Source organism: Streptomyces boluensis (genome assembly GCF_009908195.1).
Classification (GTDB): Bacteria; Actinomycetota; Actinomycetes; order Streptomycetales; family Streptomycetaceae; genus Streptomyces; species Streptomyces boluensis.
The window spans coordinates 1-12,425 of the sequence record NZ_JAAAHS010000227.1 but is presented as its reverse complement, the minus strand read 5'-3'; the positions used below and the strand labels follow the sequence as shown (position 1 = coordinate 12,425).

The 12,425-nt window shown below is 75.2% G+C and carries 11 protein-coding genes; 5 read left to right on the top strand and 6 right to left on the bottom strand.

The features are described 5' to 3' along the window. Positions 1–64: 64 nt before the first annotated feature. Positions 65–691, bottom strand: coding sequence for a YigZ family protein (locus GUY60_RS24590; RefSeq protein WP_161701434.1), 627 nt, complete (start codon positions 689–691; stop codon positions 65–67). A 316-nt stretch (positions 692–1,007) separates the two neighbouring features. Between GUY60_RS24590 and GUY60_RS24585 the strand changes: the two genes are divergently transcribed. Together GUY60_RS24585 and GUY60_RS24580 are read left to right on the top strand one after the other, a co-directional pair. After that, a complete protein-coding gene (locus GUY60_RS24585) occupies positions 1,008–2,171 on the top strand; it encodes an exonuclease SbcCD subunit D (RefSeq protein WP_161701432.1) in 1,164 nt (387 codons plus the stop codon). Next, the gene (locus GUY60_RS24580) at positions 2,168–5,161 is read left to right on the top strand and encodes an AAA family ATPase (RefSeq protein ID WP_161701430.1); all 2,994 of its coding nucleotides are present in this window, start codon (positions 2,168–2,170) and stop codon (positions 5,159–5,161) included. The genes GUY60_RS24585 and GUY60_RS24580 overlap by 4 nt, the downstream gene beginning before the upstream one ends. An 18-nt stretch (positions 5,162–5,179) precedes the next feature. Here GUY60_RS24580 and GUY60_RS24575 read toward each other — a convergent pair whose 3' ends face one another. From GUY60_RS24575 to GUY60_RS24560, 4 genes are read right to left on the bottom strand one after another with little or no spacing between them, the layout of a single operon-like run. Continuing rightward, positions 5,180–5,623, bottom strand: a complete 444-nt coding sequence (locus GUY60_RS24575; RefSeq protein ID WP_161701428.1) for an STAS domain-containing protein — start codon at positions 5,621–5,623, stop codon at positions 5,180–5,182. A 17-nt stretch (positions 5,624–5,640) separates the two neighbouring features. Next, positions 5,641–6,483, bottom strand: coding sequence for an STAS domain-containing protein (locus GUY60_RS39550; RefSeq protein ID WP_161701426.1), 843 nt, complete (start codon positions 6,481–6,483; stop codon positions 5,641–5,643). Between the two features lie 14 nt (positions 6,484–6,497). Continuing rightward, positions 6,498–6,923, bottom strand: coding sequence for an STAS domain-containing protein (locus GUY60_RS24565; RefSeq protein ID WP_161701424.1), 426 nt, complete (start codon positions 6,921–6,923; stop codon positions 6,498–6,500). A 43-nt stretch (positions 6,924–6,966) separates the two neighbouring features. Further along, positions 6,967–7,197: a hypothetical protein gene (locus GUY60_RS24560; protein ID WP_161701422.1), complete on the bottom strand. Its 231-nt coding sequence runs from the start codon at positions 7,195–7,197 to the stop codon at positions 6,967–6,969. Between the two features lie 355 nt (positions 7,198–7,552). On the opposite strand from GUY60_RS24560, the gene GUY60_RS24555 reads away from it, so the two are divergent. After that, positions 7,553–10,336: a hypothetical protein gene (locus GUY60_RS24555; protein ID WP_161701420.1), complete on the top strand. Its 2,784-nt coding sequence runs from the start codon at positions 7,553–7,555 to the stop codon at positions 10,334–10,336. Positions 10,337–10,398: 62 nt separating this feature from the next. Here GUY60_RS24555 and GUY60_RS24550 read toward each other — a convergent pair whose 3' ends face one another. Beyond that, positions 10,399–10,845, bottom strand: coding sequence for an Lrp/AsnC family transcriptional regulator (locus tag GUY60_RS24550; protein ID WP_161701418.1), 447 nt, complete (start codon positions 10,843–10,845; stop codon positions 10,399–10,401). A gap of 94 nt (positions 10,846–10,939) precedes the next feature. Here GUY60_RS24550 and GUY60_RS24545 point away from each other — a divergent pair, with 94 nt between their 5' ends. Both GUY60_RS24545 and GUY60_RS24540 read left to right on the top strand, forming a co-directional pair. Further along, positions 10,940–11,458 (top strand): rhodanese-like domain-containing protein, encoded by a 519-nt coding sequence (locus GUY60_RS24545; RefSeq protein ID WP_161701416.1) that lies wholly within the window; start codon positions 10,940–10,942, stop codon positions 11,456–11,458. Positions 11,459–11,568: 110 nt separating this feature from the next. Further along, a complete protein-coding gene (locus GUY60_RS24540; RefSeq protein WP_161701414.1) occupies positions 11,569–12,417 on the top strand; it encodes an SDR family oxidoreductase in 849 nt (282 codons plus the stop codon). Positions 12,418–12,425 lie beyond the last annotated feature (8 nt).

Here is a 12,425-nt window from a genome sequence, read left to right as displayed (position 1 = left end):
GGCAGGAGGAAGGGGGCCTGAACCCAGGGGGCCTGACCCGGGGCGTCGTGCGGCACGTCAGCCCTCACGCGTCGCCGTATGCCTCGCCGCCGAGTTCGAGGACCGCCGAGCCCGCCGTCACGTCCGCGAGCCAGCCGCGGAAGGCGTCGACCTCCGCGTCCGGCAGGCCGATCTCGATGGTCACCGCCTCGCCGTAGCGCACCTCCCGCACCTCGCGGCCTGTGGCCCGCAGGTCGTTCTCGACCTTGCCCGCGCGCTGGTGGTCGACGGTCACCGTGGCGAGCCGGAAGCGGCGCCTGGTGATCGTGCCGAGCGCGTCCAGGGCCTCGCCGACCGCACCGCCGTACGCCCTGATCAGGCCGCCCGCGCCGAGCTTGACCCCGCCGAAGTAGCGGGTCACCACCGCCACCACGTACCGCATGTCGCGGCGGGTGAGCATCTGCAGCATCGGCAGGCCCGCCGTGCCGCCCGGCTCCCCGTCGTCGCTCGCCTTCTGCACGGACGCGTCGGCGCCGATGACGTACGCCCAGCAGTTGTGGTTGGCGCCGGGGTGCTCCTTGCGGATGCGCGCGACGAACTCCTGGGCCTCCCGCTCCGTCGCCGCGGGCGCGAGCGCGCACAGGAAACGGGAGCGGTTGACCTCGGTCTCGTGCACGCCCTCGCGGGCCACGGTGCGGTACTCGTCCTGCATCCGGCCAGCCTATGCGGGGGGCGCCGACCGATCCTCCCCCAGGGGGCGCCGCCCCCGGCTCCCGGCTCCTCAAGCGCCGGAGGGGCTCCCCTTCTGCCGTCGTTCGACTGCCGCGCCGTCGTGGTCGCTCGCGCCCCGCGGCGGAGCCGCTGATGTCACAGCCCCGCGCCCCTGAAAACCAGCCCCTCCGGCGAGGACTTCGGAGGGGGGAAGAAAAGCGCGGCCGATCGCTGAGCGGTGACGGTTGTCACGTGGGTGGGGCGGACGTCCCCGAACCGGGCGGAGCGGCGCCGGGCGGCCGATACCCTCGGGGATCATGAGGCTCCTTCACACGTCGGACTGGCACCTGGGGCGGGCGTTCCACCGGGTCGGGCTGCTCGACGCCCAGACCGCGTTCATCGACCACCTCGTCGCCACCGTGCGCGCCGAGCGGGTCGACGCGGTGCTCGTCGCAGGTGATGTGTACGACCGGGCGGTGCCGCCGCTCGCCGCGGTCGAGGTGTTCGACGACGCCCTGCACCGGCTCGCCGACCTCGGCGTACCGACCGTGATGATCTCCGGCAACCACGACTCCGCGCGGCGGCTCGGCGTCGGCGCCGGACTCATCGGCCGGGCCGGGATCCACCTGCGCACCGGGCCCGCCGAGTGCGCCACCCCCGTCGTGCTCGCCGACGACCACGGCGACGTCGCCTTCTACGGACTGCCGTACCTCGAACCCGCCCTGGTCAAGGACGAGTTCAAGGTCAAGAAGGCCGGGCACGAGGCGGTGCTCGGGGCCGCCATGGACCGGGTGCGGGCCGACCTCGCGGGCCGTCCCGAGGGCACCCGTTCCGTCGTCCTCGCGCATGCCTTCGTCACCGGCGGCGAACCCAGCGACAGCGAGCGGGACATCACCGTCGGCGGGGTCGAGTCGGTGCCCGCCGCCGTCTTCGCCGGGGTCGACTACGCGGCCCTCGGCCACCTGCACGGCTGCCAGACCCTCACCGAGCGGGTCCGCTACTCCGGCTCCCCGCTCGCGTACTCCTTCTCCGAGCAGCACCACCGCAAGAGCATGTGGCTGATCGACCTCGGGCCCGCCGGGGAGATCGCGGCCGAGCGGATCGACTGCCCGGTGCCGCGCCGGCTCGCCCGGATCGAGGGCGAGCTCGAAGTGCTGCTCGCCGACCCGGAGTTGGAGCGTTACGAGGACCACTGGGTGGAGGCCACCCTCGCCGACGCGGTCCGGCCGCCCGAGCCCATGGCCCGGCTCTGCGAGCGCTTCCCGCACACCCTCAGCCTGGCCTTCGCGCCGCGCCGCCCGGACGGCGACCCGGCCGTGTCGTACGCGCAGCGGCTCAAGGGCCGCGACGACCGGGAGATCGCCGAGGACTTCGTCGCGCACGTCCGCGGCAGCGGCCCCGACCCCGACGAACGGGCCGTGCTCCAGGGCGCGTTCGACGACGTGCACGCCGACGACTTCGCGCGCGAGGTGGCCCGGTGAGACTGCACCGCCTCGCGCTCACCGCCTTCGGCCCCTTCGGCGGACGGCAGGAGGTCGACTTCGACGCGCTCGGCTCGGCCGGGCTTTTCCTGCTGCACGGGGCCACCGGCGCCGGTAAGACCTCCGTACTCGACGCCGTCTGCTACGCCCTCTACAACGCCGTGCCCGGCGCCCGGCAGAGCCCCGGCACCACCCTGCGCAGCGACCACGCCGCCCCGGCCGTACGCGCCGAGGTGTGCCTCGAACTGACCGTCGCCGGGCGCCGGATCGAGGTCACCCGGCAGCCGCCCTGGGAGCGCCCCAAGAAGCGCGGCACCGGCACCACCACCGAGAAGGCCCAGTCCTGGCTGCGGGAGTACGACGCCGAGTCCGGCACCTGGAAGGACCTCAGCCGCTCCCACCAGGAGATCGGCGCCGAGATCGAGGCGCTGCTCGGCATGAGCCGCGAACAGTTCTGCCAGGTCGTGCTCCTGCCCCAGGGCGACTTCGCGCGGTTCCTGCGCGCCGACGCCGAGGCCCGCGGCAAGCTCCTCGGCCGTCTCTTCGACACCCGCCGCTTCGCCGCTGTCGAGTCCCACCTCGCCGACCGGCGCCGTGCCACCGAGGCCCAGGTGCGCGCGGGCGACGACCGGCTCCTCGCCGTCGCCCACCGCGTCCAGCAGGCCGCCGCCGACGCCGCCGAACTCCCGCTGCCCACCGCCGCACCCGGTGAACCCGGCCTCGCCGGCGCCCTGTTGGAGTGGGCGGCCGTCGCCCGCGCCGGTGCCCGCGAACGCCTCACCGTCGTCCGCTGCTCCGTCGCCGCCGCCGAGTCCGCTCAGGCCGAGGCCCAGGCGGCCTTCGACGCCGTACGCGAGACGCACCGGCTGCAGCGCAGGTACGCGGAGGCGCGGGAGCGGGCCGTACGGCTCGACGGGCGGGCCGAGCAGTACACGGACTGGCAGCAGCGCATGGAGCGGGCCCGGAAGGCCGAGACCGTCGCCCCCGCCCTCAGCCTGCGCGCCGCCACCGACGCCGAGCACCGCGCCGCCCGGCAGGCCGAGGCGCGCGCCTGCGGGGCGCTGCCCGAGCGGTTCGACGGGGCGTCCGCGACCGGCCTGACCGCCGCCGCCCGCAAGGCACTTGAGGAACTCGGCGGCCTGGAGTCCGCCCGCCGCGCCGAACAGCGCCTCGACGAGCTCGCCGCCCAGCGCGCCGAGGCCGACCGGCAGGAACGCGCCGACGAGGACGCCCTCCAGGAGGCCGCCGCCTGGCTCGACGGCTGGGAGTCGGACCGCCGCGCGCTGCAGGAGCGCATCGAGCACGCCCAGGACGCCGCCACCCGCGCCGAGCACCTCGCGGGACAGCTCGAACCCGCCCGTGAGCGGGCCGCCGCCGCCCGCCGCCGGGACCAGCTGCACGCCCGTGCCGACGAGGCGCGCGACCACGCCCTCGCCGCCCGCGAACGGTCCGGCGGCGCGCACGAGCACTGGCTCAACCTCAAGGAACGGCGCCTCGCGGGCATCGCCGCCGAACTCGCCGAGGGCCTCACGCCCGGCGCGCCCTGCTCCGTCTGCGGCGCCACCGAACACCCCGCGCCCGCCCGTACGGTCGAGGGGCACGTGGGCCGGCAGGCCGAGGAGGCGGCACTCGCCGCGTACCGGCGGGCCGAGGAGCAGCGGGCCGCGGCGGAGCGCGCCCTCGGCGAGGTACGCGAGGAGCTCGCCGCACGTACCGCCGCCGCCGGATCCGCGCCCGCGCCCGAACTCGCCGCTGCCGCCGAGGAGTTGGCCCGCGACCACGCCGAGGCCAGGGACGCGGCGCTCGGCCTGCACGCCGCCCGCGAGACGCTGGCACGGGCCGAGGCCGAGTACGAACGGCGCCTCGCCCAGCGCCAGGACGCCGCCACCCGGGCCGCGTCGCGCGGCTCACTGCGGGACGCGCTCGCCCGCGAACAGGCCGCCCTGGAACGCGAGTTGGCCGAGGCCAGGGGAGGCGCCGCGAGCGTCGCCGTACGCGCCGGGCAACTGGAACGGCAGGCCGCCCTGCTCACCGAGGCCGCCGACGCGGTCCGCGCCGCCGAGGACGCCGCCCGCCGCCTCAAGGACGCCGACGACCGCCTCGCCGACGCCGCGTACCGCGCCGGGTTCGCGACCCCGCGGGCCGCCGCCGACGCCGCCCTCGACGACGACCGGCACCGCGAACTCCAGCACCGGATCGACGCCCATGTGCAGGAGGAGGCCGCCGTACGCGCCCTGCTCGCCGAGGCCGACGCCGCGGCCGCCGCCGAGCTACCGCCCGCCGACCCGGCCGCCGCACACGCCGACGCCGACGCCGCGGACCGTCGGCTGCGCACCGCCGTAGCGGCCCGTACCGCCGCCGAACACCGCTGCGCCGAGCTCGACCGGCTGTCCCGGCAGGCCACCGCCGAGGCGCACGGGCTCGCCCCGCTGCGTGCCGCGTACGACCGGGTGGCCCGGCTCGCCGGCCTCACCGCGGGCACGTCGGCGGAGAACGAACGCAAGATGCGCCTGGAGTCGTACGTCCTCGCGGCCCGCCTCGAACAGGTCGCCGCCGCCGCGACCGTACGGCTGCAGCGCATGTCGTCAGGCCGCTACACCCTGGTCCACTCCGACGACCGCTCTGGCCGCGGCCGCTCCGGGCTCGGCCTGCACGTGGTGGACGCCTGGACCGGCAGCGAACGCGACACGGCGACCCTCTCCGGCGGCGAGACCTTCTTCGCCTCCCTCGCCCTCGCCCTCGGCCTCGCCGACGTGGTCACGGACGAGGCGGGCGGCGTACGCCTCGACACCCTCTTCATCGACGAGGGCTTCGGCAGCCTCGACGACCAGACCCTCGACGAGGTCCTCGACGTACTCGACTCGCTCCGCGAACGCGACCGCAGCGTCGGCATCGTCAGCCACGTCGCGGACCTGCGGCGCCGGGTGCATGCCCAACTGGAGGTCGTGAAGGGGCGGTCGGGGTCGGCGGTACGGCAGCGGGGGGTGTGAGGGGCGTGTCCCCTGGGCTCAGGCGGTGCGGCGGGTCTTCGGGCTTCGCGTGGCGCGCCGCTCCCGCAGGGCCGCCGCGACCGGCGGCAGCAGCTCCTCGCCCTGGGCCAGGGTGCTGAACACCGGGAACAGCTTGGTGAGCCCGGTGATGCGCAGGCTCTTGAGCAAGTAGATGTGCGGTGCGGCGATGCCGATGAGGCCACCGCTGCTGACCGCCCGGCGCTGGAGGCCCACCAGTACCGCGAGGCCCGTGCTGTCGGAACCCTCGAGCGCGGAGGCCTCGATGAGGATCTGGACATGCTGATGCTCGATGAGGTCGAGCAGCTCGTCCCGCAGGGCGTACACCTGATACACGTCGATCATGTCGCTCACCACCGTGACGACGGTCAAGGTGTCCGAGACATGCTCACGGCTCATGTGCAGCCGCGGCTCCTGGGCGGGGGCGACCGGTTGTTCCTCCATCGTGCTCCTCCCGCCCCTCAGGCGCTCTGCCGGTTCGTCGTGGCGGAGCCGGCACCGGGCGGAGGCATGTTCGCGATGAAGGCCGGCAGCTTCTCCTCGGCCTCGGCGAGCGAGCCGTAGATCGGGAGCACCTTGGTGAGCCCGGTGGCGCGGAACACGTGCAGCACCTTCCGCGAAGGGGCTACGACGCCCATGTAGCCGCCGAGCGCCCGGGTCCGTTTCAGTGCGCCGACCAGGGCGCCGAAACCGCTGCCGTCGCTGATGCTCATGTCCTTCATGTCGATGAGGAGTTGGACATGGCCGTCGTCGATCAGTGCCACAAGGGCGGCCCGTAGTTGGCGCGAGGTGTGGGCATCGGCGTCACCGGCGACCGTGACGACGGTCAGGCCGGAGGGGCTGTGTTCGTGCCGGATCCGCAGCCCGGCGGCGTGATCGACCGGATTTGTCCCTGCGCTCCTCCCGGTCCGCACGGCGGCGAGGTGCGGCAGCTTCTCCTCCGCCTCGGAGAGGCATCCGTAGATCGGGAACACCTTGATCAGACCGGAGATGCGGAAGCTTTTCAGGATCCGTTCCGTGGCGCCCACGATTCCGACGAACCCGTCTTGTGCGCGGGTGCGTTTCAAGGCGCCGACCAGGACCCCCAGCGCCGTGCTGTCCAGCATCTCGACTGCGGACATCTCGACGAGGATCCGGTGGCGGCCGTGCTCGATGACGTCCCTGAGGACTTCGCGCAGCCGGGGCGCGGAGTACACATCGGCCTCGCCGCTCAGCGTCACCACGGTCATCTCCGAGGAGAGGTGCTCATGGGCGATGCGCAACTCCGCCCGCTTCGCAGCTTCGCGATGCTCTGCCGTTGTCATCAGGGCTCCGGGACTCAGGCGCTCTGCCGCGCGGGGGGTTTGCGGGGTACGGGGCGTGCTGCCGAGGCCTCCGTGATCACCGACTCTTCGGCGGCGCTGAGGGAGTCGAAGACCGCGAACACCTTCCAGAGGCCGGTGATCCGTAGCGAGCTCAGGACGCTCGCGGAAGGAGTCACCAGGCGCACCGTGCCGTCGCGCGCCCGGGTGCGTTTGAGGGCGCCCACGAGCACGCCGACCCCGGTGCTGTCGCAGGACGGGACATCGCTCAGGTCGAGGAAGAGGTGGGTGTGGCCGTGCTGGACGAGGTCGACCAGGGCCGCGCGCAGGAACGGGGCCGTGTACAGGTCGAGTTCGCCCCGCACCGTGACGGCGGTCGTCGTCGTGCCGAGGTGCTCGCACTCGACGGTGAGTCGGCCCTCGACCCGGACGATCGTCTCCATGCACCCTCCACATCAAAGCCCACGGCCTGCCAGAGTACGCCGGTCACGGGTGCCTCCGTAGGGTCAAGACCCGTGTCCAGCCCACGAGTTGGCGCAGCAGCCGCTCGGTGCGCAGCTCGCCGTCGCGCAGGAACGGCAGCACCGCGAGCGCCGGCAGGCTCGCCACGGTGACGAGGAGCAGCGGCAGTACGAGCACCGCGGCCGTCAGGGTCCGGCACAGCGCGGCGCCCGCGCTCACGGCCAGAGTGGTGAAGAGGGGCGGTACGGGAGTCAACTCGGCCTCCAGGGGCGGCGGGTAGGTTGGGTGCGTCCGGGCCGGACCGCTGGAGTGGGCCGGTGCTGGTCGGACGCTTGAGGTCGTGCCGAGAAGAATGGCCGGGGCCGGCGGGCCGTCGACCGTTGGCGACGGGAGGCGACGGGGGTGTCCGGCGAGGCGACGGGGCGCGGCATGAAGGCCTACGGATCGCGACGGGAAAGCGACGAGACGCGACGGGGCGCGACGGGAAGCGACGGGGCGCGACGGGAAGCGGCGTGACCCGAGGGAACATGACGGGGCGCGACGCGACGGAACACGACGCGACGTGACGCGACGGGACGATCGCGGCGCGACGGAAGCGGGGGACGGACGAGTGCAGGGAAGTGCCGAGAGCCGGGGACCGGGCCGCAGGCCGCGCCCGCTGGCCCCGCCACGGCTGCCGCCGGGCGCGCTGCGCGAGTTCAAGCGCGCCCTGTACCGCCTCTACCTCGCCGCCGGCACCCCGAGCCTGGAGGCGGTCGCCGAGGCCGTCGGTGCGGACGACGCGCTGCCCGGCGCGCCCGCCAAGGACACCGTCCACCGCATCCTGGGCGGCACGAAACTGCCCGGACTGCACGACGCCGAGTCCGTGGCGATCGTCCTCGCGCGGGCCGGCGGCACGTCCGACCCGGCCCAAGTCGCCGTACGCACCCGGGAGTTGTGGATCGCCGCCCAGGAGAACCCGGGCCCGGCGCTGCGTACCGCCGAGGACTGGGGCGCCTTCCGGCTGGGCGTGCACCGTGCGGTCGCCGTGGACGGCAGCGGCTTCGACGCCCTCACCCCGTACCTCGCGCGCAAGCACGACGAGGTGCTCAGGGAGCGGCTGCGGCACGCGGCGGACGGCGGGCAGTCGGTGTGCGCGCTGCTCGTCGGGCAGTCCTCGACCGGCAAGTCCCGGGCGGCCTTCGAGGCGATCCGCGACGAACTCGGCTCCTGGCCCGTCCTGGTGCCGCAGAGCCCGGCCGAGCTGGTCGAGTGGATCGCCACGGACTCCGTGGACGCCCGTACGGTGGTCTGGCTGGACGAGGCGCAGCGCCATCTGACCGAACCCGCCGACGAGGGGCCGGTCCGTGCGCTCACCGAACTCCTCGGCCAGGTCGCGCCGTTGGTGGTGCTCGGCACGATCTGGCCCGAGTACGCGCGGAAGCTGACCTCCCGCGCGGTCGGCGGCCCCGACCGGTACCCGCACGCGCGGGGCCTCCTGGAGACGCACCGGGCGGAGATCCACGTACCCGACAGCCTCGGCGACGACCTCGAACAGGCCCGCCGGATCGCCGTCCGTGACCCCCGCATGCGGGCGGCCGTCGAGGCGGCGCGGCGGCCCGGCGGTGAACGGGCCCGCGTCATCCAGCAGTTGACCGGCGGACCCGAACTGGTGCGGAGATACGAGACGGGTCCCGGCAACGCGTTCTCCGAGATCGAGTACGCGGTCGTCACCGCCGCCGTCGACGCCCGCCGCCTCGGCCACGGCAGCGCGCTGCCCGCCGAGCTGCTCGCCGAGGCGGCCGCCGGGTACCTGCCGACGACCGCGCGGGTCACCCACGACCATGCCTGGTTCGCGACCGCCGTGGAGAGCCTGTGCGCCCAGGAGTCCGGCGCGCTGTCGGCGCTTGTGCCCGACCGGGTCGCGCCGGGCCTCGGCGCGGCCGACGGCTACCACCCGGCCGACTATCTGGACCAGGGCGTACGGCGGTTGCGCGCCCGCCTCGCCCCGCCCGAGCAGCTCTGGCAGGCGGCGGCCGCCCATGCCCGTACCGTCGACGACCTGTACGCGATGGGCCGGGCCGCGCAGGACCGGCAGCGGCACGCGGCGGCCGCGCTGCTGCACCGGCGGGCGGTCGAGCGGGGCGGCGAGGTGGCGCGGCCCGCCCTGGCCCGGCTCCTTGAGCTGTCGGGCGACCGGACCGGCGCCGAGTCGGCGGCGGCGGAACACACCTCCGCCTGGACGGGGCTCGCGGTGCTGCGGGAGAGCGCGGGGGACCGGGACAGCGCCGTCGCCGCGTACACCCGGGCGGCCGCCGGCGGGGAGCGGCAGGCGTGGGCGGCCCTGGCCCGGATGCGGGCGGAGGACGGCGACCGCGCGGGCGCCGAGGACACCGCGGAGCGGGCCGCGCGGGCGGGCCACACCCAGGCCTGGCTGATGCTGGCCCGGCGCCGGGAACGCGCCGCCGACCTCGACGGCGCCACGGCCGCGTACGCGCGGGCCGCCGCCGCGGGTGATCCATGGGGTCTGATCGGCGCGGCCCGGCTCGCGGAACGCGCGGGTGACCGGGGCGCGGCGGACGCCGGGTACCGGGCGGCGGCGGAGGCCGGGGTGACCACGGCCGAGGTGCATCTGGTGCGGTCCTGCTGGGCCGCAGGGGACGCGGCGGGCGCCGAGGCGGCGGCCGAACGGGCCGCCGACGGCCGGGACATCGAGGGCTGGAGCGTCCTCGCCCGGCTGCGCGGGGACGACGGCGACACCGACGGCGCGGCCCGTGCCTGGACCCGCGCCGCGGCCGCCGGTTCGACCGGCGCCCTGGCCCGGCTCGCCCGGCTGAGCGAGGAGAAGGGCGACCGGGCGGAGGCCGAGCGGGCGGCGCGCAGGGCCGCGTGGCGCGGTGACGCCGAGGCGTGGGTGGTCCTGGCCCGGCTGCGCGCGGAGGCGGGGGACCCGGCGGCGGACGCGGCGGCCTCGGCGGCGGCGCAGGCCGGGGACACCGAGGCGTGCACCGTCCTCGCCCGGCTCCGGGAGACGGCGGGCGACCGCGAGGGCGCCGAACGCGCCGCGAACGAGGCCGCCGAGCACGGCGACCCGGAGGCCTGGTCGGCGCTGGCCCGCATCCGGGAACGCGCCGACGACAGCGCGGGCGCGCGGGCGGCGGTGGACCGGGCCTCGGACGCGGGCGGCACCGGGGCGTGGACGGCGCTCGGCCGGGTGCGCGAGGGGCGCGGCGACCTCGACGGCGCGGAACAGGCGTACCGCACCGCGATGTCACAGGGCGACATCGACGCGTGCGGCGCCCTGGCCCGGCTCTGCGAGGACAACGGCGACCTGCGGCGCGCGGCGGAGCTCTACCGCACCGCGGTCGACGCGGGCGACACCGAGGCGTGGGAGGCGCTGTCGCAGCTGGCGTAGGCCGCGGGCACCCTCCGCGCAGCCGTCGTACGACCGCTCAGTGGCCCAACGGCCTGCGCGCCTCAGTGGCCCAACGGGCGGCGCGGCAGCGGGGAGGAGTACACGACGCTGGTGGTCACCGAGCCGAGGGTGCCGACCTTGCCGGAGATCTCCTCCAGGTGCCGCATGGAGCGGGCCGCGACCTTCAGGACGAAGCAGTCGTCGCCGGTGACGTGGTGCGCCTCCAGGATCTCCGGGGTCGCGTCGACGAGATCGTGGAACGGCTTGTAGTTGCCGTGCGGGTAGCGCAGCCGTACGAAGGCGAGGATCGGCAGGCCGAGCCGTTCCGGAGAGACCACCGCCGCGTACCCCTCGATCACCCCGGCCTCCTCCAGGCGCCGCACCCGTTCGGTGACGGCACTCGGGGACATCGCCACGGCGCGGGCCAGCTCGGCGAAACTGGCGCGGCCGTCGCGCTGCAGGACATCGAGGATGCGCCAGTCCGTGGCGTCCGGGGAAGCGTCGGTCATGACCGAGAACTAGCAGGGAAATCCCCGGCGGATCAAGGGAGTCACCGGGAATCGTCTCTTCACCGTGATCATCGTGGGCCATAGATTTCTGAGCATGAACGCACAGGTCAGCACCCCCGTAGCCGCAGCCGGCACCGCCGCGACCGCCGTCGGCAGCCCCGTCCTGCGGGTCCCGCCCGCCTCGCCCGCCGCTGCCGCCGCGCACTTCGCGGCCTCCCTCGCCTTCCACACCGACGTGTCGGACGTGGCCGCCGCCCTCGCCGCCGACGGTGACCCGGGGTTCGTCCTTGTCGACACCCGCTCCACCGCGTCCTGGGACCAGGGGCACGTGCCGGGTGCCGTGCATCTGCCCACCGCGCTGATCCCCGAGCAGGCCGCTGAACTGCTCGACCGTTCGGTGCCCGTGGTGACGTACTGCTGGGGCCCCGGCTGCAACGGCGCCGCCCGCGCGGCCCTCGCCCTGGCCCAACTCGGCTTCCAGGTCAAGGAGATGCTCGGCGGCTTCGAGTACTGGGCGCGGGAGGGCTTCGCCTACGAGACCTGGGAAGGCCCCGCGCAGCGCGCCGCCGACCCGCTGACCGCGCCCGTCGACGCCGACGACTGCGGCTGCTGAAGCGGCGCGGGCCGGGCGCACGGCCCCACGCTCCGCCATGCCCGAACGGCCGTACGGGACCGGCGATTTACGGTGGCGGCCGGGTGCCGCGGCCACCATCATGAACTGCCATGCCTCTCCTCCCGCATCCCACGCCCGAACAGCTCCGCCGCGACCCGCTGCCGCTGCGCGGCCGTACCGCCCTGGTCACCGGTGCCAGCCGAAGGGGCGGCATCGGGCACGCCGTCGCCCGCCGCCTCGTCGCGTACGGGGCGCGGGTCCATCTGCACCACCATGTCCCGCACGACGCGGCGATGCCGTGGGGCGCGGACCGTCCCGAGGACGTGGTGGCGTCCGTCCGGGAGGCGGCGCCCGACCCGAGCCGGGCCCAAGTCACGCACGGGCCGGGCGACTTGACCGAGCCGGGCGGGCCCGCGCTGCTCTGCGCCACGGCCGCCGAAGCGCTGGGCGGCCGGGTGGACGTGCTCGTCGCCAACCATGCCCTGAGCGGTGACGACGGCCCGCTCGACGCCATCGACCAGGACCGGCTTGACCGGCACTGGGCGGTCGACACCCGCTCCGTGATCCTGCTCGTGCAGGCCTACGCGCGGCTGCGCGCCGCCCTGCCCACGCGCACCCCGGGCGGGCGCGTGGTGATGATGACCTCGGGCCAGGACATCGCGGGTGGTATGCCCGAGGAGATCGCGTACTCCCTGCAGAAGGGCGCCCTCGCCTCCGCCACCCGGACGCTCGCCACCACCCTCGCGGAGCTCGCCGTGACCGTGAACACCGTCAACCCCGGCCCTGTGGACACCGATTACCTCAGCGGCGCGGTGTACGAGCAGATCGCCGGGCGCTTCCCTTCGGGCCGCTGGGGCATGCCCGACGACCCGGCCCGCCTGATCGCCTGGCTCGCCACCGACGAGGCCGAGTGGATCACCGGCAATGTGATCGACTCGGAGGGCGGGCTCCGCCGCTGAGGCGGGGG

Bases quoted from the DNA above. Each gene is read 5' to 3' on its own strand.
- GUY60_RS24585 (WP_161701432.1), top strand. From the start codon at position 1,008: ATGAGGCTCCTTCACACGTCGGACTGGCACCTGGGGCGGGCGTTCCAC.
- GUY60_RS39550 (WP_161701426.1), bottom strand. From the start codon at position 6,483: ATGACAACGGCAGAGCATCGCGAAGCTGCGAAGCGGGCGGAGTTGCGC.
- GUY60_RS24550 (WP_161701418.1), bottom strand. From the start codon at position 10,845: ATGACCGACGCTTCCCCGGACGCCACGGACTGGCGCATCCTCGATGTC.
- GUY60_RS24545 (WP_161701416.1), top strand. From the start codon at position 10,940: ATGAACGCACAGGTCAGCACCCCCGTAGCCGCAGCCGGCACCGCCGCG.
- GUY60_RS24565 (WP_161701424.1), bottom strand. From the start codon at position 6,923: ATGGAGACGATCGTCCGGGTCGAGGGCCGACTCACCGTCGAGTGCGAG.
- GUY60_RS24575 (WP_161701428.1), bottom strand. From the start codon at position 5,623: ATGGAGGAACAACCGGTCGCCCCCGCCCAGGAGCCGCGGCTGCACATG.
- GUY60_RS24590 (WP_161701434.1), bottom strand. From the start codon at position 691: ATGCAGGACGAGTACCGCACCGTGGCCCGCGAGGGCGTGCACGAGACC.
- GUY60_RS24540 (WP_161701414.1), top strand. From the start codon at position 11,569: ATGCCTCTCCTCCCGCATCCCACGCCCGAACAGCTCCGCCGCGACCCG.